Source organism: Nostoc sp. (genome assembly GCF_036917455.1).
GTDB lineage: Bacteria > Cyanobacteriota > Cyanobacteriia > Cyanobacteriales > Nostocaceae > Nostoc.
Map to the genome: position 1 here is coordinate 1 of NZ_JBALDK010000010.1, position 24,616 is coordinate 24,616.

The following is a 24,616-nucleotide window of genomic DNA, read 5'->3' on the forward strand; positions in this document are numbered from 1 at the left end:
TGATTTTTTTCCTTCATCCTCCTCCCCATAACTGCTGACTTTTGTCAAATTTTGTATTAAGAAAGATGTTTATAATGGATAGCTTCAAAAGGGGGGTTAGGGGGGATCTCTAAAGTGCCCAAAGTCACAGCAAAAAACTTTTCAAACAACCTCTAAGAGTGCTGAGTCACCAAACTTCTAAATAGTGAAAGTTTCATGAAGTAGGTTCCATAATGCATTCTCTCTCATTTCTTAGATTAAAAACGAGATATTTAGTAGGTAGAATATGACTTTTACAGCAACATCAGTTGATCAGAATACTATTCGTCGTCGGGGTACTGGTTTAAGGGCTTACAATCCCGAAAAAGCATTCAAAGGATATACACTTTTCACCCCTCTGACAGGTCAAGGTGAAGTCTACCTTCTGAATTTAGAAGGAGAAGTTGTACACCAGTGGAATCTGCCATATCCACCAGGGTTATATGGTTATCTTTTGCCCAATGGCAACCTTTTTTATAACGGTAAAACTCCACCAGAAGAACCACTACGTTTTGCTTTGTGGGCTGCATTTAAAAGTGGTGTTGTTTTAGAGGCAGATCCCAAAGGAAATATTATTTGGGAATATAAGCATCCAGATCATCATCACGATGGACGCAGATTAGCCAATGGCAACACAATTTTACTCGCCATTGAAAAGATACCCCAATCGTTAGTTCCTCACATTAAAGGCGGCGTAGCAGGTACAGAACCAGATGGGAATATCTATGCTGATGTACTTTATGAAGTGAATCCAGCAGGTGAAATTGTTTGGACTTGGCACGCCCACGAACACCTCGATCCAGATAAATTTACCATTACACCCCAGGATCATCGACACGAATGGACTCATGGGAATACTGTGGGTGAACTCGCTGATGGCAACATTATAGTGAGCTTTCGTAATATCTCCACAGTAGCGATTATTGCTCGCAAAACTGGAGAAATTATTTGGACGTTGGGCGATGACGTACTAGCACAGCAGCACTTTCCCAACGAACTAGCTAACGGTAATATCTTGATTTTCGACAATGGCGCACATCGTCGTAACATTGCTCTCAATTTCTCCCGTGTGATTGAGATAAACCGTCAAACAAAAGAGATTGTTTGGGAATACACCGACAACCCGCCTCAAAATTTCTTTAGTGCATACATATCAGGAGCGCAACGTTTAGCGAATGGCAATACCTTGATTACAGAAGGTGCTTACGGCCGGATATTCGAGGTGACAGTTGCAGGAGAGATTGTTTGGGAATACATTAATCCCCACTTTGCATCTCGGAATATTCCAGGTGAGAAATCGCTGGTAACTCGTGGGGAGCAAAATACAGTCTTCCGCGCCTTTCGTTATGCACCGGAAGAAGTGCCTTGGCTTTAGGAGAAGGCAGGGAGCAGAGGAGCAGGGGGGAAATAACCAATTCCCAATTCCCAATAGTCAAATTTAAAAGTTTGGTTAGTGTCAAGAATTTTTTATGCTACACCGCTTCAAAAGGGTTTCGTGACACTAACAATTTAAGATTTGGGATTTTGGATCAGAATTCAATTCCCAATGCCGATTAACAAGTCCTATTTACCAAGGAACTTAAACATGGCCCAAATCAAAGTATATAGTGCAGTTGTTTGTCCTTATGCTCACCGTACCCGGTTGGTACTCCAAGAGAAGGGCATTGACTTCGATTTGATTGAGATTGATTTGCAGAATAAGCCCGAAGATTTTACCAAAGTTTCTCCTTATGGTAAAGTACCTGCGATCGCTCATGGCGATAACCGAGTTTGGGAATCAGCAGTAATTAACGAGTATCTCGATGAGGTATTTTCCAATCCACCACTGTTACCCAGCAATCCTGCTGCTAAGGCACAGGCTCGTATCTGGATCGATTTTGCTAATACTAGGTTCGTTCCCGCTTTTTCTACCCTGCTGCGGAGTTCAGATCCTCAAAAACAAGAAGAAGCTAAACAGGAACTATCCAAATACCTGGAATTCATTGAAAACGAAGGTTTGGCAAAGCTTTCTGGGGAAGGCCCTTACTGGTTTGGCGAATCTATCAGTTTGGTGGATTTCACCTATTTCCCTTGGTTTGAGCGCTGGGCTGCACTGAAACAATATCGTGGTTTTGGGATACCAGAACAATTTACCCGTGTACGCCAATGGAAACATGCTTTGAAAGAGCGTGAATCTGTGAAAGCGATCGCTCACTCTAAGGAATTCTATATTGAGCGATATGCTAAATTTGCTGCGCCTACTCTCGCTGCCGTTTAAACGTAATTTATAACTATGTTTCAAGTGGGGTTTAAATTTCCACTTGAAACATAGATAGGATTAGCTTTTTCAAGGTGGGTAAAATTCTTCTTTTCTCTGTGTACTCTGCGTCTGGAGTGGTTCAATAAAATGCTTTTAAACCGCAGAGGCACAGAGAACGCAGAGATTTTAAGAGTCACTTTGAAAGGGCTAGTTCTAATAGAATTAACTTTTTACAATTACGAATTACGAATTACAACTTTACCAAAGTGAGCAGCACTTTTGAGATAAGTGTAAGCTTCTCGTGCTTCAGTAAAACCAAAAACTCGATCGATAATTGGTTTTATTTTATGTTGTTGCATCGCCTGATTCATCGCCTCAAACATTTCCCGGCTGCCAACATAAATGCCCTGAACTGTTAAACTCTTAAAAAGTATTGGCATAGGGTCAATTTCATTTCCTCTACCTGATAATACGCCAATCAAACTAATCCGTCCCCCAATGCGGACGGCTTGTAATGATTTTGGCAGAGTCCCTGCACCGCCTACTTCAATTACATGATCTACACCTGTGCGATTCGTTAATTGATAAACTTGCTTTTCCCAATCTGGTGTTGTTTTGTAGTTGATTGTCTCATCAGCACCAAGCTGTTTAGCTTGTGCCAATTTCTCATCACTGCTAGAAGTAATAATCACTCTAGCACCATGTATTTTGGCAAACTGGAGAGCAAATATTGAAACTCCTCCAGTACCAAGTAATAAAACATTATCACCTGCGCCAATATTACCTTTTGTCACCAGTCCATGCCAAGCTGTGACTGCTGCACAGGGTAAAGTTGCCCCTTCAATGTAGGATAAATAATCAGGTAATATTACCAAACCATCTTGGTGTAATACGACATAATCAGCCAGCATTCCATCGATACCACCTCCGCGATCAGATTTCATTTTCTCTTTGGTTAAAGAGCCATAAATCCAGTCTTGAAAGAAAATACCAGCGACGCGATCGCCTATTTTCACCCGTGTCACGCCTTCCCCTACCGCCACGACTTCCCCCGCACCGTCAGATAGGGGAATTAATGGATATTTCTGTCCAGCGCCGTAAGCACCCTCAGCGACGAGCAAATCGCGGTAATTTAGGCATGTTGCTTTGACTTGAATGAGAACTTGTCCCGCAGTTGGTTTTGGTTCAGCGCGATCGACTAATGCGATCGCATCAATCCCGCCGTTGCTTTGAATTTCGTAAGCTTTCATATAAAAAGCAGTGGTTTAATGTCATATTAAACCACTGCTGTTTATTGTAATAAATTAGGACTGACGCACAATACTCAAACTCTCATTTCTCTGTGTTCTCTGCGTCTCTGTGGTTCGTTATTCCGTAACTCTTGTAGTAAGTCCTATAAATAAATAGTGCCTACCCTAAGTTGGTGTTATTTCACCTTATGAGCTTGGTTGCTGATCGGGAAACATACATTTATCAGAGTCACAACCACTAGGGCCAGCTTCTGACATTTCACCTAAATCGTAACGGCTTAAGACTGCACAGAAATCATCTGTCTTCCGCCGTACTTTCACTTCTTGATTCAACCGATCGTAGGTTGATTTATCTATTGGTTCAAATGGTAAACGTGGGAATGATTGCAAATCATCAAAACGAGCTAAAAGGGCTGCTGAAATATACCCGCGATCGCTCTGAATAGTTTCGTAGATTTTCTGTGCCAAAGGTTCGATTTCATCAGAACGCAGTTCCAAAGTAGCTGATGTGTTGTGAGTCACATACCAGCGTTGAACCTGGAGGACAAAATCAAATTGGGCTAAAACTGAAAACTTAGAAACATCGATTTCATCAGCCCCTGGTAAATCTGCCCAAGATACAGAAACGGGGATTTCTACTAACCATTCACTCACCCGTGGATCAAAAGGATCGTTGAGCAAATTGCCTTGTTCATCTTTATCTGATTGAGAGGGAATGACATTGTAACCGTAGTCAATACAAGCTAAGGCTACTGGGTCATTTTTGCCGAAAGTGATGCGGCGAATAAATCTTTGGGCTTTGGGGGGATGCCAGCCTGAGCTAGCATTAGTTAACAAAGCCTTGGTACCACTGGGTTGGACTGTGGTACAGCGATTTGGACGTTTGAGATTATGGCGATCGCAATAATCCCAAACTACCCGATGTACAATATCTCTCCAAGAACTGAGATATTTTTCTTCCTCACGCTTGAAAGCTAATCCTTGTGCAGTTGCAGGTCTTCCTGCTTCCCACCAGCGCAGCCAATCAACACCAAAAGCATGGACAAAGAAATCAAATAAACCTGTAAAAGAAACTCCCACAATCGGATCTAATTCACGGCTGTATTGATAGCGTGGTTCCAGGAATTTGTGATTTAAAAGTGCTGCTACAGATAACGCCCCAGCAGTGAAAGCTTCTTCTTGTTCTTTACAGTTACGTGGATCGATTTGATTAAGGTGAACCTCAGACAAATTGCAGTTACCAGTTAAAGTATTACCAAATACTCCTTTGTGATATTCTGGTTCATTGAAGCAATAAGTATCGTGTAAACCTGGTAGTTCTTCTACACCTCTAACTATTTGCCATTTACCTTTGTGTTTGGCATCACACCCTTTGCTTACATCCAAACGCTGGCAAGGAATTTGCCCACAGTCAGTAATTTGCAAGTAATACAAATCTTGGCTGCGAACCCCATAATTAGTTACTGCTCCTTTATGAGCTAAAAGATTTAACGAAGAACGGACACCGCATTTAGTTAGCAATAATTGCACTCGATATGCACGTTCGTAATCAGAGATGTAAATCCTAATGCCATTGCTATGTGTATTTGTGCCGTCTGTATCTGCTAAACCAGCGATAAAGTGCAAAATTGCTTGGCGATTCCAGCTAGCAATTACATTCAGTGACTCTGGATTTGTTTTTAAACTCTTTAAAAATTCCCCAGAAAAACCTAAGTCTGTTACATCTGTAAAAGTCGGTGAGTAGCCATAGTTTCTTTCAGGAGACTTACTTCCAATTACAGATAAAGTTGCTTTCTGTTCATAGAGCCTAATTTTGGCATTACCATTTTGGTCTGTAGTTCCATCTCCTACAGCTATTCCCAAAGTATAGGCATAATTTGGATCGATGTTTAATCCATCTTCATACCGAATAGTAAAAGGCTCAGTATGAATGTCATATCTACTAACATCCATCAAATCTTTGGTTTCTACTTCTTTGTATTTTTTATCAAATCTATCTTTTACAAAGAAGCGATGATATTCAGTTGCATCCAAGTAAGTACCATCTGCAAATTTAACTCGATACAACTTGCGATCGCTACCAGTTTTAAAAGGTGTTACCTGGCTCCATTTTTGACCATTCCAAATCTCAATTTCACTTCCGATAACATCTTTGATTTTATGTATTCCATCTCTAGTGATGAGCAAAGTCTCACCACTCACACAATGGAAGTTAGCGCCTATGATTTCACCACATGGATTTAAAGCATATCGCTGCAAACGATGTTCTAGCTCATTAGCATCAAGATTGGAATGGCGTTCTTTTAACCACTCTTTTGCTGTTCCTTGTTCGTAAGCTTGTAAAAACTCAACTTTCAAAGCTTGTGTTGGCAGCAAATCAATGTTCGATCGCGCCACGGCTTCACCAGCCCATTGAATTGCTCCCTCGCCACTATAATACTGTTTGCGGACAGCATTTAGACATTCTTCTAAGGTTGGTTTGCGATGAAAAACTCTAGTATGGTTTGCCATCCTAAGTGCATCACGCTCTGGATCAATTCGCCAATTGCCACTTTCATCTTGCTGCCATAAGTTATCTTTGGCATCGGCAAACAAACTATCTTCGCTAGAACCTTGCCTCATACCAGCACTATTGTGTGTCAGATAGCCATCACAATAGAAACAATGAGCTTCTTCGACTTCAATATCGTAAGTGTGGACATGATCGTAACTCCCCAGCCCTTTAACAGTGACTGGAATATCTAGCGAAATATCAGCTTCAACGATATAGCGTTCATAATTGGCATCAACAGTGCGAGATCCTTGAAATCCCATATCTCGCATTTCGCTATAGCTGTAAGCTTCTCGCATGATTGCACCAGGGACGGTGAAACCATACATTTTCAATCCTTGTTTTACACACCCTTTAACTGAGTGAGGTGCAATAAGAGCGTTATAACGCGCTTTCAATGCCGGAATTGTAAGGTTGTACTTAACTTGCCATCCTGACTGTTGTGGATGCGTAATACTAATTCTGCCAGCAATACCCAAACTGGATAAAACTGCACTAACTTGTCTAATAAATGACCGATAGACTGAGGTAACTAAGTGGGGTGGTCGGTTATTCACAGCGCCATCGCTGTCCATTAATCCAGCTAGGTAAGCCGCCCTGATATCTACTGAACCCTGCAAAATAAAACTAGGAACTGCTAAGGGAATATTAGGCTGCTTGATGTAGCGATGGAAGTACTCAGCTAATCGAATAGATGAGCAGATTGATTTGGCAGTGTTTTCACTCTTGATAATGCCATGAGTAGCAGTTAATCCAAATAATGCTAAAGCAGCATCTATTTTGACTTGAACTCTAGCTGTGAGTTCCGTCTCTAAGCTATTCATTGCCCATTCAACCCGGCCATAGGGCTTATTATACTTATTGCGATCGAGAGCAACATAGCCATCACCGTGGGTTAATCCAATTAGCCAAGCAACCTCAGCTGTCAATTCGGGAATTACAAAGGATTTAGCTGTACGACTGTTTGAAGGTCGAGATTCAGTAAAATCGGGGGGGAGATGAGTAACTGCACCAGGTAGAAGTTGTGTGTTGTGCAGCAGGCGATCGCCCTCAGCTAGACTTGCAATCGACTTCCAGGTCATTCCCCCTTGAGCATCTGTCAGCACTGCTTGTCTGTGGTTTAAAGTTGCTCTTGGGTAAGTCGCATTAGTTTCAATTTCATAGACATCCTGAAATCCCTGGTCAAATTTATCAACAACTCGCCGAAATCCTAAAGGAGTTTGTACTAGATCGCCCACTTGGATATCGCAAATGGGAACAAGACCTTTGGAAGTATGAACTAAAGCATCTTCAGGTAGACAGCGCCGAATGTTACCCGCAACAATTGTGACAGCAGCTTGATCGATTAATAGACAGCATTCAACTGAATTTAATTGTCGTCCTAAAGCTTTATTGAGAATAGATGCACATCCTTGATACAGTACAGGCAATTTTATAGGATTAGCAACTCCTCCAAAGCCGTTAAGAGTTTCTCCTGCTTTTCGGACATCACTGATATCAACTAATACTTCAACTTCTGCTGAGAATTGTTCGTCAGTGGAGAGTTCTAATAGGGTTTGATATGATTCAACCCAACCTTCACGGCTATCTCCAACGTGAATAGTGACGTTATTGCCTTCTATATGAGTTTGAGTATATTCACGTCGCTCTTGTACGGGAGTGCTGCCAATTTCACCTTTGACAGTGATATTCAGTTGATTACGGATAGGAGGCAACTGGTTAATAAATTGTGGTTCTAGGACGGCTCCAGTACCACAGCCCATCATTGCCAAATCCATCATTAATCCGAAGGCACTCCAGTCTTGGAGATTGGTAGAGGTGCAATTATAAGCGCCGGAAAAGTTCTTGGGTTTGGTTATCCAGTCTGTGCCACCAACCCATAACCAGCGTCCACTGGGCATAGCTTTCAAGTTGCGCTGCATTTTATCCAGTGTGGCAGCTTCTTCTTGAGTGAGCTTTCCTAACTCGACTAAACCAAGGAGAGTGCGATCGCATACCTCATCCCATGTTTCCCTTAGTCCTGCCTTTGACCGGCGGCTATAGGTTCTAAAAAATACAGGATTAGCAGCCGGTGCAGTTTCGGGAAACTTTGCACTCTGGCGTTTTTTTTCTAGCTCTCGAACCATATATTAGGTGTCTTGCGTTCTGGTTGCGTGCGGACAGATTATGACTATACGCCAAGTAGTTTTAGTATTAAAGATTGTCAAATTGTCCACTTTACGCTAGCTATAGGCCGTACTATTTGCAACATAAATTTATGATGTATAATGTCATTCACCCTTGGGTAGTATCTCAATATTGAGTTTTAATTAGCACAGATTAACTTATAAGTAACTTTGAAATTGATTTTTTTTTAAATGATCGATATTCGTTGTGAAACTCTGCCAGACTACACAGTAATAGCTGAGGTGAATACATTAGCTTTTGGGCAGGAAAATGAGGCTCAACTTGTAGAGAAAATTCGCTGTTCTGACCGCTATATTCCAGAACTTTCTTTGGTTGCAGAGGTTGAAAATGTTGTAGTTGGTCATATTTTATTCAGCTACATTGATTTGGTGGGTGAAGAAACACTACAGGTACTTGGTCTAGCACCTATGGCTGTTCATCCACAGTTTCAAAGACAGGGTATTGGCAGCAAACTTGTACAAGCAGGGTTGGAAATAGCTGATACAAAGAAAGAAGCGGTGGTTATTGTACTCGGTCATCCCCACTTCTATAATCGTTTTGGCTTTCAGGCTTCTGTTAGTTATGAAATCGATTCTCCTTTTCCAGTACCAGAGGATGTCTTCATGGTTAAAGTACTGCAAAGCTATGAAAAAAAGTATCAAGGAAAGGTTATTTATCCAATTGCCTTTGAGGGAGTATAGTATTATTTACGCATCAATATTTACTATCAGCAACTGATGGGTAAATTTGGTAAGTAAATACTGGTGCGATCGCACTCAAATTAAGATGAAAATTCCTAGTTAATCGCGGAATTACGCAGCAATTAACTAGGAATTTTGAACATTGCGAAACTGGCAAAAGTCTAAATTGAATAAGACACTGGGAAAGATTTGGCATCCTTGGGTTTTACATATACACGCTGTTTCGGTTCTAACTCTAAATCATTAAAGCGATCGCGTGTTAAATGCGCCATCACCACTTGTCCATCATCGAAAGTTAATTCCACCTGAATTTCCCAGCCCAAATGCACCAATCGGCTTACTGTTGCAGGTGTAGTAACACCGTTGGCAACCTTTTCCAAAATCACATCTTGCGGACGCAAAAAGACTTGTGGGTGTGGCGCATCGAACCCGCTACTTTGAAAAATTTTCGAGGTGCTAGGTAACACATTCACCGGGCCAATGAAGCTCATTACAAATGCCGTGGCAGGGTTATCATAAATTTCCGATGGTGTCCCTACCTGTTCCACGCGCCCTTTATTCATGACCACAACTTCATCGGAGACTTCCATTGCTTCCTCTTGGTCGTGGGTGACAAAAACCGTGGTAACATGAACCTCATCATGGAGGCGGCGTAACCATGCCCGTAAATCTTTGCGAACTTTCGCATCGAGTGCGCCAAAGGGTTCATCTAGGAGTAACACTTCAGGTTCTACTGCCAGTGCCCTTGCTAAAGCTACCCGTTGTCTTTGACCACCAGAAAGTTGTGATGGATAGCGATCGCCTAATCCACTCAATTGCACCAATTCTAGTAACTGTTCTACCTTTCCCTTAATCTTCTTTGGCTGTGCCTTCCGAATTTCTAAGCCAAAGGCAATATTCTGCCTGACAGTCAAATGCTTAAATAGAGCATAGTGCTGAAACACAAACCCAATATTGCGCTGTTGCACGCTTTGATATGTAGCGTCTTTACCAGTAAGCAGGATTTTGCCGCTATCAGGCATTTCTAAACCTGAAATTAACCGTAGTAGCGTAGATTTACCCGATCCCGATGGTCCTAGCAACGCAACTAGCGAACCACTCTTAATTTCCAGGCTAACCTCATCAACTGCCTTGAAACTCCCGAATTGTTTGGAGACGTTCTCAACTACTATGCCCACTGCTGCTATACCTCTGCAACTAAATCTACATATCCTTGCTAGGATTACCGTGTCTTACATATACCATACATAGTTATTTGTAGATGAACAAGATTTAGCTACCGCAACTACCGCAATCGAGGAAGCTACAATCAACACCACTGCAATCTAAAGAACCACAATCTAGGGCACTACAATCGGGGAAACCACAATCAGGAATTATGCTAACTATCTCGGCACAATTGCAGCCCAAATCGGCACAATCAAAACATTCAGTATTATTGCTGCTAATAAATGAGGATTTTTGACCAACTTTACCAGATGCTTTTTGTCGTTGCTGCGTTTCTGCCTCCTCCTCTGTAGATTCTTCTGAATTCTCGATTTGCATAGATATATAGCGGCAAGCTGCTGCACGTTTACGCATAATATGGTTAGCTTGCTTGCAAGCTTGAAATCGTTCGCGAGAATTGACAAATGCTACTTTTAACCCTTCCTTAGCAATTACCCGCTTGAAGTACCCAGAGCAAGATTCGCCACCATATAGTATTCTGTGGGCACAAGCAAAACCTTTGTGTGGAGAAATATGCTTTTGATATCCGCTAATTGCGGTAGCACAAACTTGTCTAGTAAAAGAATCGAACAAGGAAATCTGCATATTTGGGATTGGGGACTGGGGACTGGGGACTAGTACTTCACCAACCCAAAAATGCTGGGTGGAGGTCGGCAGGGGAGCAGGGGAGCAGGGGAGCAGAGGAGCAGGGGAGAGATTCGTACAAGTTCTTTCCTCTCTGCCCCTCTGCTTGCTACCGCGCAAAGTTTGTGTGGCGAAGCACTAGGTAATATTCTTCATTCTTCCCAATTCCCAATGCCCCAATTCGTATCGAAACATTAAGGAATATTGCATTTAAGCAGAAACCTGACGGTAAAGCGCCAAATCACCAGAAAGACCGTGGTAGTATGCTCTCGGTAAATGTGAAGATTGGGAGAAAGACCTTTGACACTACGGGTTGCTGTTATTGGGTCAGGCCCTGCTGGTTCATCTGCCGCAGAAACACTGGCAGCCTCTGGGATTGAAACCTACCTGTTTGAGCGGAAGCTAGACAATGCAAAGCCTTGTGGGGGTGCGATTCCCCTCTGTATGGTGAGTGAATTTGACTTACCACCAGAGATTATCGATCGCCGCGTCAGGAAGATGAAAATGATTTCGCCTTCCAATCGGGAGGTTGATATCAATCTGATAAATGAAGATGAATATATAGGAATGTGCCGCCGGGAAGTGCTGGATGGCTTTTTGCGCGATCGCGCGGCAAAAGTAGGCGCAAATTTAATTAATGCTACTGTTCATAAACTTGATATACCAGGAAACAATACCGATCCCTATACGATTCATTACGTTGACCATACAGAAGGGATATCTCAGGGTATTGCCAAAACCCTGAAGGTGGATTTAATCATTGGGGCAGATGGGGCTAATTCCCGCGTTGCTAAAGAAATGGACGCTGGGGATTACAATTATGCGATCGCTTTTCAAGAGCGAATTCGCTTACCCGAAGACAAGATGGCCTACTACAACGACCTCGCCGAAATGTATGTCGGTGATGACGTTTCGACCGATTTCTACGCTTGGGTTTTCCCCAAATATGACCACGTAGCTGTCGGTACTGGCACGATGCACGTTAATAAAGCCAGCATCAAACAGTTACAAGCTGGTATCCGCGCCCGTGCTTCTGAAAAGCTAGCAGGCGGTAAAATCATCAAAGTCGAAGCCCACCCCATTCCTGAACATCCCCGTCCCCGTCGTGTCGTTGGTCGCATCGCTTTGGTGGGAGATGCTGCTGGTTATGTTACCAAGTCCTCTGGTGAAGGTATTTATTTTGCCGCTAAATCTGGGCGGATGTGTGCTGAAACCATTGTAGAAACATCTAATAGTGGTAGCCGTATTCCTACAGAAGGCGACCTCAAGATTTACCTAAAGCGTTGGGATAAAAGATACGGACTCACTTACAAAGTGCTGGACATTCTGCAAAGCGTGTTCTATCGTTCCGACGCTACCCGCGAAGCGTTCGTGGAAATGTGCGATGACCTTGATGTACAACGGCTAACATTCGATAGCTATCTGTATAAAACGGTTGTCCCAGCTAATCCCATTACCCAATTGAAAATTACTGCCAAAACCATTGGTAGTCTAATTCGGGGTAATGCTCTTGCACCTTAATTGAGCGCAAAGCACTGTGAATTCCAACAAATAAATTACTCAATTTTGTGGGGTAGGCATCTTGCACGCTGATTAATCAGGGCGGGCGAGACGCTTACCCCAAAAAATACAGGTTTTGAGGTAAGAGGTATGTTGTGTTTTTAATTTGCACATTGAGACAGCAGGGGAGCAGAGGGGCAGAGGGGCAGAGGCGCAGAGGGGTAGAGGGGCAGAGGAGCAGAGGAGAAGAGGGTTAGAGGAGAGGGTTTACAGGTTTTACGTAAAAGATTATGAGGCAACTTGTAGGCGCGACAGCTTAGAAACATCTTTATATTTGATTTTGAGTCCGGTATTTTGTACTTGACTTATTTGCAAACTGGTGTACATCAATACTTATAATACTTTGCACAGAATTAGACAGCGATCGCACCGAGGAAAATAGTTATAGATAGTCGGGATGATTACAGCCGCATTGACAACTAACTCAGAGGGGAATTGCACTGATACCGCGCACAAAAATTTCTACACAGGTTTCTATATAGTCTTCACAGCTATAGCTGTCTTGATTGAATTTTGCACTACGGCATAGCATTCCAGCTAACAGCATTCCTGTAAACATATCGACTGCTGGAAATGGATCGAGGTCTGCTCTGACAATGCCTCGTTTCTGACCCGATTGCAGGTAAGCTACTAGCTTTTCTCTTAAAGGCTTGGCAGCTTCTTGAATAACTTGTTTGGCCGCCTCTGGATGACGTTTCGCTTCTCCAATAAAGGTACGAATTAAGTCTTCTTGTGCCTCTAACATAGTATTGTAAAGATTGGCATACTGTCTTAAATCAATTTTTAAATCCTGCGTCCACGCTTCAGGGTGTGCAAGGGCTTCCGTCTGGAGTGCAAACGCATTTTTGATGACTGCTCCCAAAAGTTGTTCTTTACTAGCAAAATGGCGAAACAAAGTGACCTCATTCACATCAGCAACACGAGCTATTTCACGGGTAGTTGCTCCTTGAACACCTAAGCTAGCAAATACCTGCGAAGCGGCTTCTATCAAACGTGTACGAGTAAGAGTTGATGAACGGATAGTTTTATTCATTTGTGCTGGCAAGTACTTACTTACATCATAAGTTATAGCGAGGGACTGGGGACTGGGCCCGCATTTCTCACAAGCTTGACGGGAAGGATGGGCGGAGGGGCAGAGGGGCAGGGGAGGCAGGGGAGGCAGGGGAGGCAAGGGAAGAAAAAACTAATACTCGCATTTCTCACAAGCTTGAGGCGAAGGGGGGCAGAGGGGAAAGAACTTGGTATTTAAACTCTCCTCTGCTCCCCTGCTCAAGCGAAGGCTTAATCAAGATGTAGTGAGAAATCCGGGTGGGGACTGGGTGAAAAGTCTTTTTGTGTCTAAGTTTCATCATCTGTTGATGTCCTAACCACCAAGGCTTGTGCTATATGTAAAGAAAGCGATCGCAACTTGGGTAAAAATTAATCTTGATACCAGCATTTTTAAAGTTAGTGAAAATCTTGTATCGGCTTAAATTTCCTTTGGTACTTTAGCTAATGTTTTACTCATTTTAGTAACTGGGACAAATACCCCACTTCCTAAATAATGAGGTGCCTTTTGGATGGCAGTAAATCCCAGCCGTAAATAAAATCCTTCAGCATAAAGACTAGCTGTTGTAATTACCTTATCTATACCTTGCTCAATTGCTTCATCCCAAAAATGTTGAACTAAAGCACGCCCAACCCCTTTACCTTGATATTTCGGATGGACATAAAGCCCGATAAGTTCATCAACTATAAAACTAGCAAAACCTATGACAGCATCTCCCTCAATCGCAACCCAACAAGTCTCCACTTTGATACTTTTTAAAATATTTGAACCATCAGGTTTTTCGCGGTAATTACGCCAAACTAAAAGTTCTTTTTCGGTGTAGAAAGTTGCAGGTAGAGCTTTAATAGCAGCAATATGAATTGCACTCAGCACCCAGGCATCTGTTTTTTGAGCAGGTCTAAGAGATATTTCGTTAGCACTCATAAATTCAGGGCTAGCATTCAGATTACATACCTGCTTGACTTTTTTATTTTTGATTATAATAAATTTGGCTTTGCGTAGACATCACAACACATTAACTACCCGCATTTCTCACAAGCTTGAGGGGCAGAGGGGCAGAGGGGCAGAGGGGCAGAGGGGCAGAGGGGAAAGAACTTGGTATTTGAACTCTCCCCTGCTCCCCTGCTCCCCTGCTCCCCTGCTCCCCTGCTCATTTCCCTTGCTACGTTTTGAAGAAAAAGCGGTAAGACTTCGGTTGTCCAAGCTTTTTCCGCAATGCTTCCATGTAAATATAAAATACCGGAGTCAGATAGAGAGTTAATATCTGAGAGAACAGCAATCCACCAACGATCGCAATTCCCAAAGGACGACGCGCTTCTGAACCGACTCCCGTCCCTAGAGCAATGGGAAGTGTGCCAATTAAAGCTGCCATCGTCGTCATCATAATCGGGCGGAAGCGAATCAAGCAAGCGGCATAGATGGCATCAAAGGAGTTTTTACCTTCCTTTCGTTGTGCTTCAATGGCAAAGTCCACTAGCATAATCCCGTTTTTCTTGACGATACCCACTAGCAGGATGATGCCGATGAAAGAGTAAAGGTTTAAATCAACCTGGAAAATCAGCAGCGTTAGTAATGCGCCAAAACCCGCCGAAGGTAAACCGGAAAGAATGGTAATTGGGTGAATAAAATCCTCATAGAGGATACCGAGAATTAGGTAGATGACTAAAATAGACACCAACAACAGCACACCTAAATCGTTGAAAGACTGTTGAAAGGTTTGGGCTGAACCCTGAAAACTGGTGGTAATTGTTGAAGGTAGTATCTCACTGGCTACTTGCTTGATGGCATCTGTAGCCTGACTCAGAGACGTTCCTGGGAGCGTATCAAAAGAGATCGTTGAAGAGGGGAGTTGAGCAACGTGAGCGACAGTGAGGGGACCGACATTTTGGGTGATATTTGCGATCGCACTCAGGGGAACAAGTTTCCCTGTACTCGATTGCACATAGAGCATCGATAGGGCGGTAGGATCTCGTTGAAACTCCGGTTTCACTTCTAAGATTACATAGAATTGGTCATTTGGAGTATAGATAGTGGAAACCTGGCTAGAACCATAAGCAGCGCTGAGGGTTTGTTGAACAAGTTCGGCGGTAATCCCAAGAGTTGCAGCTTTATTGTGGTCAATTTGGACTTGGATTTGGGGAGTGCTGAGTTGCAAATCGCTGTCAACGTCCCGGAGTCCTGGTAGAGTTCTGACTTTATCTACAAGTTTCGGAACGTATTGGCGCAAGTCTTGCAGATTTAAACTCTGCAACGTGAACTGATAAGTAGAATTAGTTTGTTGTCCACCGATGGGAATAGCTGGCGGAGAGCGGAGGAATGTCTTAATCCCAGTTGTCCGTCTTAACTTGGGGGTTAGCTCTTGAATGATTTCGTCGGCGCTGAGTTTCCGTTCAGAACGTGGCTTGAGCCGAATTGTAATTCGCCCGGAATTAACCGAGGCGTTAGGACCACTTGCACCCACAATGGAATCAACTGCTTCTATGTTGGGGTCTTTACGAATTATCTCAACAACCTTTTGCTGGTGACGACGCATATCATCAAAAGAAATATCTTGCGCTGCTTTTGTGTTTCCCATCAGTTGTCCGGTGTCTTCTGTAGGAATAAAGCCTTTGGGAACGATGACGAACAAATAGACAGTCATTACCAGCAAAATACCAGAACCGATAAGTGTCATCAGGCGGTATTTTAAAATCGGCTTGAGCGTCCAATCATATCCTTGCAGTAGTAAATCAAATGCTCGTTCTGAAACGCGATACACCAGATTTGGCCTTTGCTGATGGGATGAATTTAAGAAACGACTGCACAACATTGGGGTGAGACTGAGGGAAACAAAACCCGAAACCAAAATTGCCACTGCGATCGTCACGGCAAATTCATGAAATAATTTACCGATTATTCCACTCATAAACATGATCGGGATGAACACCGCCACCAGGGAAAGTGTCATTGACAAAATAGTAAAGCTGATTTCCCTCGATCCCTTCAATGCTGCATCCAGGGGAGATTCGCCCATTTCTCGATAACGGACGATATTTTCTAACACCACGATCGCATCATCCACCACAAAACCCACAGAAAGGGTCAACGCCATGAGGGAGAGGTTGTCTAGGGAAAAGCCTGACAGATACATTACAGCGAAAGTGCCAATGATGGCTACAGGTAGCGCCAAACTGGGAATCAGCGTCGCAGTTGTGTCACGCAAGAATAAGAAAATTACTAAAACAACTAGACAAACTGACAAAACTAATGTAAACTTTACATCGTTTACAGAGGCGCGGATAGTTTGGGAGCGATCGTACATAATCCCCATTTCAATGGATTTGGGAACTTGTTCGCGGAGTGTCGGTAAAAGTTTCTGGATAGAATCAACAATATTTACAGTATTAGCTCCCGGCTGCGGCTGTACGGCGAGAACAACCGAATGGCGATTTGTCACCTTCTGATCGCTATACAAATTTGAGACTTTGACGTTTTGTGCGCTGTCAATCACCTCCCCCAAATCTTGGAGCCGCACGGGTGCGCCATTCTTGTAAGTTACAATCAACTGGCGATAGCTAGCGGCATCAGTGAGTTGACCGTTTGCCTGAATGGTATAACTTTTGTAAGTGCCAGAAAGACTGCCAGTTGGTAAGTTGACATTTCCTTGTTGAATGGCAGTTTTCACCTGACTTAGACCAATTCCTCTTGATGCCAACTCTCGCGGGTCAACCTGGACGCGGACTGCATATTGCTGTTGACCAAAAACCTGTACCTGAGCAACACCATCAATCATTGAGATGGGCTGACCAACTGTTACCTCCGCGTATTCATCTACTGTTGAGATTGGCTGTGTCTCAGAATACATATAGAGGAAGAGAACTGGTGAGACAGAGGGGTTAACTTTCCGGTAGGTAGGGGGGTGAGGCATTCCGGCGGGTAGTTGTCCGGCGGCGGCGGAGATGGCAGCTTGTACATCTTTGGCGGCATCCTCCACTCTACGGCTAAAGTCAAATTGGAGGGAAATGTTGGTGCTACCAGTTGAACTGGTGGAATTAAATGAATTGAGTCCGGCAATTTCGGTAAACTGTCTTTCTAAAGGTGCGGCGACCGAAGATGCCATTGTTTCTGGGGTGGCACCTGGGAGACTAGCGGAGACAGAAATAAAAGGATATTCAACGTTGGGTAGGGCACTGATGGGTAATAGAAAATAACTCATCAAACCAAAGATGAGGATACCGATCATCACCAAGGTGGTCATGACTGGACGACGGATGAATGGTTCTGAAAGGTTCATGGGTCTAGAAATGTGGTAGGGATGGGACGAACCGCAGAGGCGCAGAGAAGCCAGTGCGCCCTTGCGGTTCCCCGACTTGAAGCAACTGGCGCGAGGCAGAGAGAAGAAAGAAATGCTTAACTGTTTAGAAAACGGGTTTAATATCTGGTTTCAACACATGAAGTCCTAAATGATTTCTAACAAACTCTCTTGATTCTCCTCTCTGTGCCCTCTGCGTCTCTGCGGTTCGTAACTCATTTCGGATTGCTATATCACGATCGCCCGCCTGTAAATGAAAATACCCGCCGGAACTTAACTCGACTGAGTTTGTTCCGCCATGATTCCATATATATATAGAACACAGGGGTTAAATACAGGGTTAATATCTGAGAAAATACCAGTCCCCCCACAACTGCAATCCCTAAAGGACGGCGAGATTCGGAACCAGCCCCAAATCCGATCGCTATGGGTAAGGTTCCCATTAATGCTGCCATCGTCGTCATCATAATTGGACGGAAGCGCACTAAACAGGCTTGATAAATCGCCTCGGAGGGCTTTTTCAATTCTTCTCGCTGGGCAACAATTGCAAAGTCCACCATCATGATGCCGTTTTTCTTGACGATACCCACTAAGAGAATGATGCCGATGAAGGAGTAAACGTTGAGTTCAACGTGGAATATCATCAGCGTTAACAATGCCCCAAAACCTGCTGATGGCAAACCAGAAAGAATTGTAATTGGGTGAATGAAATCTTCGTAGAGAACACCCAGGATGAGATAAATTACGAGAATAGCGATCGCTAATAATAAACCCAAACTCGGCAGCGAACTTTGAAATACTTGGCTTGCTCCCTGAAAGCTGGTGCTAATGCTGGCAGGAATCACTTCATCGATCAGTTTTTGGATCTCTTCGTTGGCATTTCCCAAGGATACACCGGGCGCGAGGTTAAAGGAAATGGTGGCGGCGTTCATCCGACCGTTATGATTGACCATTAACGGGCTGACTCCCTGAGACAGTTTGGCGAATGTCTTCAGAGGTACTGCTACTCCAGTACTGGAGTTAACGTACAATGTCAACAGAGCGTTGATATTCTGCTGATACTCAGGTGCTAATTCCAAAATTACCTGATACTCATTGGTGGCTGCATAGATGGTTGACACTTGGTAAGAGCCATAAGCACTTCTCAGGGTATTTTCAATTGTCTGGGCGGTAATCCCGTAAGTTGAGGCTTTATCGCGGTCAATGTCAATTTGAATTTTGGAAGCAAATTGTAAGTCGCTGTTGACATCCTGGAGTTCTGTCATCCCCTTCATCTTGAGAACAAGTTGAGGAACATATTCTTGTAAGGGCTTGACATCCGAACTCTGAAGTGCAATTTGATAAAGTCCCGTGCTTTGTTGAGCGCCAATCGGTATCGCTGGGGGATTTTGTAAGAATACTTGGATGCCGGGAACAGTGGCGAGTTGGGTTCGCAACTCTTGAATGATTTCATCGGCACTAAGCTGGCGCTGCGATCGCTCTTTTAACCGAATGAACAAACTGCCGGAATTGGCTGCAACTGCTGCCCCACCGCCACTAGCACTGGCTCCCGCCCCAATATTGGAGTTAACTGCATCGACATTTGGGTTTTGGCGAATCAGGTTAGCAACTGTCTGCTGATGCTGGACAAGATTATCAAAGGATGCATCTTCGGCTGCTTGGGTAATACCTGTAATTTGTCCGGTATCTTCGCTAGGAATAAAGCCTTTGGGAACCACCACCAATAGTCCAACTGTCACCGCCAATAGAAAGGCAGATAAAATCATCGTGGTGAGGTGATATTTTAAGACTTTTTTCAGACTCCAATCGTACAAACCCAAGAAGCGATCGAAGACATATTCAGAAGCTTGATATAAGCGACTTTGATTAGCATGATCCACAGGACGCAGAAAACGGCTGCACAACATGGGAGTCAGACTCAAAGACACAAAACCAGATACCAGAATTGCAACTGCGATCGTCACAGCAAATTCATGAAATAATCTTCCCAATACTTCACTCATGAACAACATCGGAATGAAGACTGCAACCAAAGAAAGGGTCATCGATAGAATTGTAAAACCAATTTCTCTCGACCCATTCAACGCTGCTTCTAGGGGACTTTCCCCCATTTCCATGTGCCGGACGATATTTTCTAGCATAACGATCGCATCATCCACAACGAAACCCACCGAAAGGGTCAACGCCATCAGTGATAGGTTATCTAGTGAGTAGTGCAGCAAATACATCACTGCAAAAGTGCCAATCAATGAAACGGGTAATGCCAAACTGGGAATTACCGTCGCCGAGAGGTTCCGTAAAAATATGAAAATTACTAAGATAACGAGAGCGATCGTCAAAATCAACGTAAATCTGACATCATCTACTGAATCTCGAATCGACTGAGATGCATCATAAAGAACCCCTATTTCCACGGATGCCGGAATTTGCTCTCGTAACTTCGGCAGTAAATTCTTAATTGTATCTACAACTTGTACCGTATTGGTTCCGGGCTGTCTTTGAATGGTAAGAATAATGGCGCGGGTATTGTTGTACCAGCTTGCTAATTTGTCATTTTCTACACTGTCAATAATCCTACCCAGTTGATTGAGATAGAGGGGCATTCCATCTTTATAAGACACAATCAACTGGCGATAAGCAGCCGCATCTTCAAGTTGCCCGTTAGTCTGGACTGTAAAATTCTTATGATTTCCCGAAAGACTGCCGGTAGGTAAATTGACGTTACCTTGTTGAATTGCCGTCGCTACCTGATCTAATCCAATCTGCCGCGCTGCCAATTGCTGCGGATCGAGTTGAATTCGAGCCGCATACTTTTGGGAACCGTAGACGGCTACCTGTGCTACCCCATTGATTGTAGATAGCTTTTGCGCCAAATAAGTCTCGGCATAATTGTCTACCTGAGAAAGGGGCAGAGTGGGAGAATCTAAATAAAGGTAAAGAATTGGTTGATCGGCAGGGTTAACCTTGCTGTAGGTGGGAGGATTAGGTAAATCCGTCGCAATTTGCCCCGATGCTCCCGATATCGCTGCTTCCACATCCTGCGCCGCATCATCAATGTTGCGACTCAAGTTGAATTGCAGGGTAATTTGAGTCTGTCCCAAGGTGCTAGTTGAGTTGAGCGAATCGAGTCCAGCAATGCTAGAAAATTGCTTCTCTAAAGGACGGGCAACCGATGCTGCCATCGTTTCGGGGCTAGCTCCTGGTCGGGATGCGCTGACCTGAATTGTGGGATAATCTACGCTGGGTAAATCGCTGATTGGCAGTAAGCGATAACTCATGAAACCGAAAATCAAAATCGCCGTCATCACCAGAGTTGTCATGATGGGGCGACGGATAAATGGTTCTGAAAGGTTCATGAATCACCTCCGCCTGACTTACGGGAATGATTTCTTCTTGGCTGATTTGAGTCATTACCGCCTTGGGAATTACCGACTGTTTTGACGCGGATTTTGCTCCCCGAAACCAGATTTGCTTGACCATCGGTGACAATTTTATCGCCTGGTTGCGGCCCTTTCTCAATCACATCTAGTCCATTAATGGTGCTGCTAACTGTAACTGGCACATTTTCCACCGTCATATCTGGCTTAACTACAAAAACAAACTGACCATCCGGGCCATTCTGCACGGCTTGGGAGGGTACAACCGTTGCATTGGGTTGTTCGGTCAATGTTAGCGTTGCATTCACAAATTGACCGGGAAACAAATGTCCCTGGGTGTTATCAAAGTCGCCAATTAGTTGAATTGTTCCTGTAGTGTTATCGACCGTATTATTGACAAATGACAAACTACCTGGAACAGAATGAGTTTGATCGTTGGGAAAGGTTACATCTACCTTCAGCTTGCCATTCTGCATATACTTTTGTACCTGGGGTAGATTTGTTTCAGGAACGGAAAAAGCAACTTGAATCGGGCGAATTTGGGTCAGAGTCACAAGGGGAGTTGTGCTGTTAGCTTGCACCACATTGCCCAGAGTCACCAGAATATTGCCAGCGCGACCATCAATTGGTGCATAAATTTTGGCGTAAGATAATTGCACTTTGGTATTGTCTAATGCTCCCTGGTCGGAACGGACAACAGCTTGAGCATTAGCGATCGCAGCCTGATCCCCTTTGACAACAGCTTGAGCATTAGTCAGCGCCACTCGATCGCTTTGCAAAACAGCTTGAGCATTAGCGATCGCTTCTCGATCTGCTTGTAGGGTTGCGAACGCCGATTTGCTGTTAGAAACGTATTGCTGTGCTTGATCTAAACTAATTGCGCCCTTCTTATATAACTCACCATAGCGATCGCTCTGTCCTTTGGCAAATTCTGCTTGGGCTTGGTCTTTCGCCAAAGTCGCTTCGGCTTGTCGCACCAAGGCTTGGTCTTTAATTAAAGTGGCTCTCGCTTGCTCTATTTGACCCAAATCTCTAGTTAATCCATCTCTAGCCTGTTGTACCGAAGCTTGGTCTTTGGCGACAGTTCCTTGAGCTTGCTGAATTGCAGCATTTTGCGATCGGTCATCTAGAGTAAACAAAAGTTGTCCCTTTTTCACATCTTGACCTTTCTTAAAATAAACTCCAATAATCCGTCCGCTAGCTTCGGGCGTAATCGATACCGTAGATCCCGATTGCACATTGCCGATCGCTTGCAATTGTAACGGAACTGTTTTTTGTGTCACCATCGCCACCGTTACAGGTGTTACTTGCTGCTTATTACGTCCAGATTTTTCAGTTTTGTCTGACTTGGCTGCACCTGCATGGATAAAAAAACCCAGTCCAGCCAGCAACAGCACCCCCAAAACCACCAAAATAATCTTTCTTGGCGATCGCGGTAACTTTGGTTTCACACTATTCTCAGTCAAACGCTCATTCACAATTTCATTGTTCATCAGAAACTCCAGAGGATTTTAGTTTATTAAAAACAGAATTCAGTATCACAGGACTTACGCAAATATCTCTCAAACCTCATTTTTCCGTGTCCTCTGGGCCTCTGCGGTTCGTTATTTCGGATTAATTAATTCTGAATTCTGGTTTTTGCATTCCTTTTCAATATTTACTTAACTGCTGCTGTAAAAGATTTAGAGCTTGTTTTTCTATCTGTCTGACTCGTTCTCGACTCATACCCATCCGCTGACCAATTTGTTCTAGAGAAAATTCATGTCCATCTCTTAAACCAAAGTGTAAATTTAATATTTCTTGTTGTTGGTGAGATAGATTTGACAATAAACTTTCAACCTCCTGATTGAGAAATTCCTCTGTGGTATAGCTATTAGCCGAATATTTAGAATCTTCTATTAAATCTTGTAATCTTATATCTTTTTCTGAGTTAACTCGAATATCTAGAGATATAGTTTGACGAGCCAAAAGGAGAAATTCTCGAATCTGACTCGGTTTTAAAGAAAGTGCATTAGCAATTTCTGTACTGGTAGGAATGCGACCCAGTTTTTGAGATAACTCTCGCTGAACACGCTTAATTTTATTTAACTTTTCATTGATGTGAATCGGTAATCGAATAGTGCGTCCTTGCTGGGCGATCGCTCTGGTAATTCCTTGACGAATCCACCAGTAAACGTAAGTTGAAAATCTATATCCTAAAGCCGGATTGAATTTTTCAACCCCTCTTTCCAAACCCAAAGTACCTTCTTGAATTAAGTCCAATAGCTCTAAATTACGTCTTTGATATTGCTTGGCAATTGATACCACAAGCCGAAGATTAGACGCGATCATTTTCTGCTTGGCTTTTTTCCCTTGATTTAATTGCTGAATTAGTTCCTGTTCGCTTAACTGCATCTGATTAGCCCATTCTGACAGTGTGGGTGTACGGTTTAATTCAACAGCCAGTTTTTCTGATTCAGCAAGTACGATCATCATCTGCTGAACTTGTTGGGCAAAAATAATTTCTTCTTCCTGGGTTAACAGAGGTATGCGGCCAATTTCTTGAAGATAGACCCGGACTGTATCAGTTGTAGCTTTACTAGCTTTATTCTCTATAAATGTTAAGTTACTCATACTGACTTAGCCTCCGTCTATTAATTAGGGTGTTTTGAATTATGGAAAAACCGCAGATAGTGACTCGATGAGCCATAAAGACTTTTATAAAAAAACCAGGTATCAAGCACTAACTCCAAAAGAGCAATCAACACCCAAATTGCTAGAGAAACAATTACAGGTAGACTGAGATCGGGAAACTTCCTTTGCAAATCGATAATGCCAAACAACAGCAAAAACAGGAGGGAAACTCCCAGAAGAAATGACAACTTAACGATCGCGAGAATAAAACGGCTGATCTCTAAGATGCGATTGTAAAGTCTGGAAAATCTCTCCAGGATTTCTTCCATATTATTGATGACAAGCAAAATTTGTTGTTGCTGTAAATGGGTGGCTAAGGAGGAATTTTGCTGCACTTGCGTCCATTCATATTCATTCTTGAAATTATCTAAAAGCTTGTCCAAAGGTGTCATGTGGGAACTAGTTGCCCAGATTGGGAAATCTTTTAAATGCAAGGGAACTAAATAGTTAATCAGCGCTATCAGAGTTTGCTCAAAATTACTGAGTTCGGTGGGAAGAGACTGAGTTAGACGAATGAGTTGGTCAATCTGAATCTGAAGTGTATAGTAGTCCTCATACCGCCTTTGAGCGATTAACTGACTAGTAAAAGTCAGGAAAACAATCAATACCCCCAATAAAGCAGCTAAAGATTGGGATACAGCAGAAAAGAATTCAATCGCCACCTGTTTAGGCACTGTCAGCCAGGGTGCGTTTTCCCGCATAGCAAAAACCAAGGTGGTAACAAATACAAGCCCGACGATCGCTAGCTGATGGTGGGTAACAGTAGTTATGACTGTCCGCACAAAAGGAGTGTTACTGAGTTTAACCAGGATTTGCAGACCTGGGACTGGTTCACACGTTTGAAGTCGTTGGGCTTTGCGGGTTGACATGATTGCCCTTTAAGAAGATCCA

Annotated in this window: 15 protein-coding genes; 4 read left to right on the top strand and 11 right to left on the bottom strand. The window is 43.4% G+C overall.

The genetic code is table 11. From position 1 onward, the window contains the following. Window positions 1-265: 265 nt before the first annotated feature. Window positions 266-1,393, top strand: a complete 1,128-nt coding sequence (locus V7K42_RS00560; RefSeq protein ID WP_334912544.1) for an aryl-sulfate sulfotransferase — start codon at window positions 266-268, stop codon at window positions 1,391-1,393. A 210-nt stretch (window positions 1,394-1,603) separates the two neighbouring features. Beyond that, complete coding sequence (locus V7K42_RS00565; RefSeq protein ID WP_334912546.1) at window positions 1,604-2,275, top strand: glutathione S-transferase family protein; 672 nt, start codon at window positions 1,604-1,606, stop codon at window positions 2,273-2,275. Window positions 2,276-2,493: 218 nt separating this feature from the next. Here V7K42_RS00565 and V7K42_RS00570 read toward each other — a convergent pair whose 3' ends face one another. Together V7K42_RS00570 and nrdJ are read right to left on the bottom strand one after the other, a co-directional pair. After that, the gene (locus V7K42_RS00570) at window positions 2,494-3,507 is read right to left on the bottom strand and encodes a zinc-dependent alcohol dehydrogenase family protein (RefSeq protein WP_334912548.1); all 1,014 of its coding nucleotides are present in this window, start codon (window positions 3,505-3,507) and stop codon (window positions 2,494-2,496) included. 186 nt (window positions 3,508-3,693) lie between these two features. Continuing rightward, window positions 3,694-8,184 carry a ribonucleoside-triphosphate reductase, adenosylcobalamin-dependent gene (nrdJ, locus tag V7K42_RS00575; protein WP_334912550.1) on the bottom strand — a complete coding sequence of 1,497 codons (4,491 nt, stop codon included), beginning with the start codon at window positions 8,182-8,184 and terminating at the stop codon, window positions 3,694-3,696. A gap of 231 nt (window positions 8,185-8,415) precedes the next feature. Between nrdJ and V7K42_RS00580 the strand changes: the two genes are divergently transcribed. Continuing rightward, window positions 8,416-8,925 carry a GNAT family N-acetyltransferase gene (locus V7K42_RS00580; protein ID WP_334912552.1) on the top strand — a complete coding sequence of 170 codons (510 nt, stop codon included), beginning with the start codon at window positions 8,416-8,418 and terminating at the stop codon, window positions 8,923-8,925. A gap of 161 nt (window positions 8,926-9,086) precedes the next feature. On the opposite strand, the gene V7K42_RS00585 is transcribed toward V7K42_RS00580, so the two are convergent. Both V7K42_RS00585 and yidD read right to left on the bottom strand, forming a co-directional pair. Further along, entirely contained in the window at window positions 9,087-10,103 is a 1,017-nt protein-coding gene (locus V7K42_RS00585; RefSeq protein WP_334912554.1) for a sulfate/molybdate ABC transporter ATP-binding protein, read from the bottom strand. Between the two features lie 94 nt (window positions 10,104-10,197). Further along, a complete protein-coding gene (gene yidD / locus V7K42_RS00590) occupies window positions 10,198-10,737 on the bottom strand; it encodes a membrane protein insertion efficiency factor YidD (protein WP_334912556.1) in 540 nt (179 codons plus the stop codon). A 339-nt stretch (window positions 10,738-11,076) separates the two neighbouring features. Here yidD and chlP point away from each other — a divergent pair, with 339 nt between their 5' ends. Further along, on the top strand, window positions 11,077-12,297 hold the full coding sequence (chlP, locus tag V7K42_RS00595) for a geranylgeranyl reductase (protein WP_334912558.1): 1,221 nt from the start codon (window positions 11,077-11,079) through the stop codon (window positions 12,295-12,297). Window positions 12,298-12,760: 463 nt separating this feature from the next. Here the strand turns inward: chlP and V7K42_RS00600 are convergent, their stop codons facing one another. The 7 genes from V7K42_RS00600 to V7K42_RS00630 all read right to left on the bottom strand — a co-directional run bounded on the left by V7K42_RS00600 (window position 12,761) and on the right by V7K42_RS00630 (window position 24,594). Then, window positions 12,761-13,369, bottom strand: coding sequence for a TetR/AcrR family transcriptional regulator (locus V7K42_RS00600; RefSeq protein ID WP_334894155.1), 609 nt, complete (start codon window positions 13,367-13,369; stop codon window positions 12,761-12,763). A 435-nt stretch (window positions 13,370-13,804) separates the two neighbouring features. Next, window positions 13,805-14,308 carry a GNAT family N-acetyltransferase gene (locus V7K42_RS00605; protein WP_334912560.1) on the bottom strand — a complete coding sequence of 168 codons (504 nt, stop codon included), beginning with the start codon at window positions 14,306-14,308 and terminating at the stop codon, window positions 13,805-13,807. A gap of 238 nt (window positions 14,309-14,546) precedes the next feature. Further along, window positions 14,547-17,657, bottom strand: coding sequence for an efflux RND transporter permease subunit (locus V7K42_RS00610; RefSeq protein ID WP_334912562.1), 3,111 nt, complete (start codon window positions 17,655-17,657; stop codon window positions 14,547-14,549). Between the two features lie 251 nt (window positions 17,658-17,908). Continuing rightward, on the bottom strand, window positions 17,909-21,031 hold the full coding sequence (locus tag V7K42_RS00615; RefSeq protein ID WP_334912564.1) for an efflux RND transporter permease subunit: 3,123 nt from the start codon (window positions 21,029-21,031) through the stop codon (window positions 17,909-17,911). Beyond that, complete coding sequence (locus V7K42_RS00620) at window positions 21,028-22,545, bottom strand: efflux RND transporter periplasmic adaptor subunit (protein ID WP_334912566.1); 1,518 nt, start codon at window positions 22,543-22,545, stop codon at window positions 21,028-21,030. The genes V7K42_RS00615 and V7K42_RS00620 overlap by 4 nt, the downstream gene beginning before the upstream one ends. A gap of 157 nt (window positions 22,546-22,702) precedes the next feature. Further along, window positions 22,703-23,665, bottom strand: a complete 963-nt coding sequence (locus V7K42_RS00625) for an RNA polymerase sigma factor, RpoD/SigA family (RefSeq protein WP_334912568.1) — start codon at window positions 23,663-23,665, stop codon at window positions 22,703-22,705. 20 nt (window positions 23,666-23,685) lie between these two features. Further along, the gene (locus V7K42_RS00630) at window positions 23,686-24,594 is read right to left on the bottom strand and encodes a hypothetical protein (RefSeq protein ID WP_334912570.1); all 909 of its coding nucleotides are present in this window, start codon (window positions 24,592-24,594) and stop codon (window positions 23,686-23,688) included. Between the last annotated feature and the right edge of the window lie 22 nt (window positions 24,595-24,616).

Coding starts and splice junctions, on each gene's coding strand:
- V7K42_RS00560 (WP_334912544.1), top strand. CDS start 266: ATGACTTTTACAGCAACATCAGTTGATCAGAATACTATTCGTCGTCGG.
- V7K42_RS00565 (WP_334912546.1), top strand. CDS start 1,604: ATGGCCCAAATCAAAGTATATAGTGCAGTTGTTTGTCCTTATGCTCAC.
- V7K42_RS00570 (WP_334912548.1), bottom strand. CDS start 3,507: ATGAAAGCTTACGAAATTCAAAGCAACGGCGGGATTGATGCGATCGCA.
- nrdJ (WP_334912550.1), bottom strand. CDS start 8,184: ATGGTTCGAGAGCTAGAAAAAAAACGCCAGAGTGCAAAGTTTCCCGAA.
- V7K42_RS00580 (WP_334912552.1), top strand. CDS start 8,416: ATGATCGATATTCGTTGTGAAACTCTGCCAGACTACACAGTAATAGCT.
- yidD (WP_334912556.1), bottom strand. CDS start 10,737: ATGCAGATTTCCTTGTTCGATTCTTTTACTAGACAAGTTTGTGCTACC.
- V7K42_RS00600 (WP_334894155.1), bottom strand. CDS start 13,369: ATGAATAAAACTATCCGTTCATCAACTCTTACTCGTACACGTTTGATA.
- V7K42_RS00605 (WP_334912560.1), bottom strand. CDS start 14,308: ATGAGTGCTAACGAAATATCTCTTAGACCTGCTCAAAAAACAGATGCC.
- V7K42_RS00610 (WP_334912562.1), bottom strand. CDS start 17,657: ATGAACCTTTCAGAACCATTCATCCGTCGTCCAGTCATGACCACCTTG.
- V7K42_RS00615 (WP_334912564.1), bottom strand. CDS start 21,031: ATGAACCTTTCAGAACCATTTATCCGTCGCCCCATCATGACAACTCTG.
- V7K42_RS00620 (WP_334912566.1), bottom strand. CDS start 22,545: ATGAACAATGAAATTGTGAATGAGCGTTTGACTGAGAATAGTGTGAAA.
- V7K42_RS00625 (WP_334912568.1), bottom strand. CDS start 23,665: ATGAGTAACTTAACATTTATAGAGAATAAAGCTAGTAAAGCTACAACT.
- V7K42_RS00630 (WP_334912570.1), bottom strand. CDS start 24,594: ATGTCAACCCGCAAAGCCCAACGACTTCAAACGTGTGAACCAGTCCCA.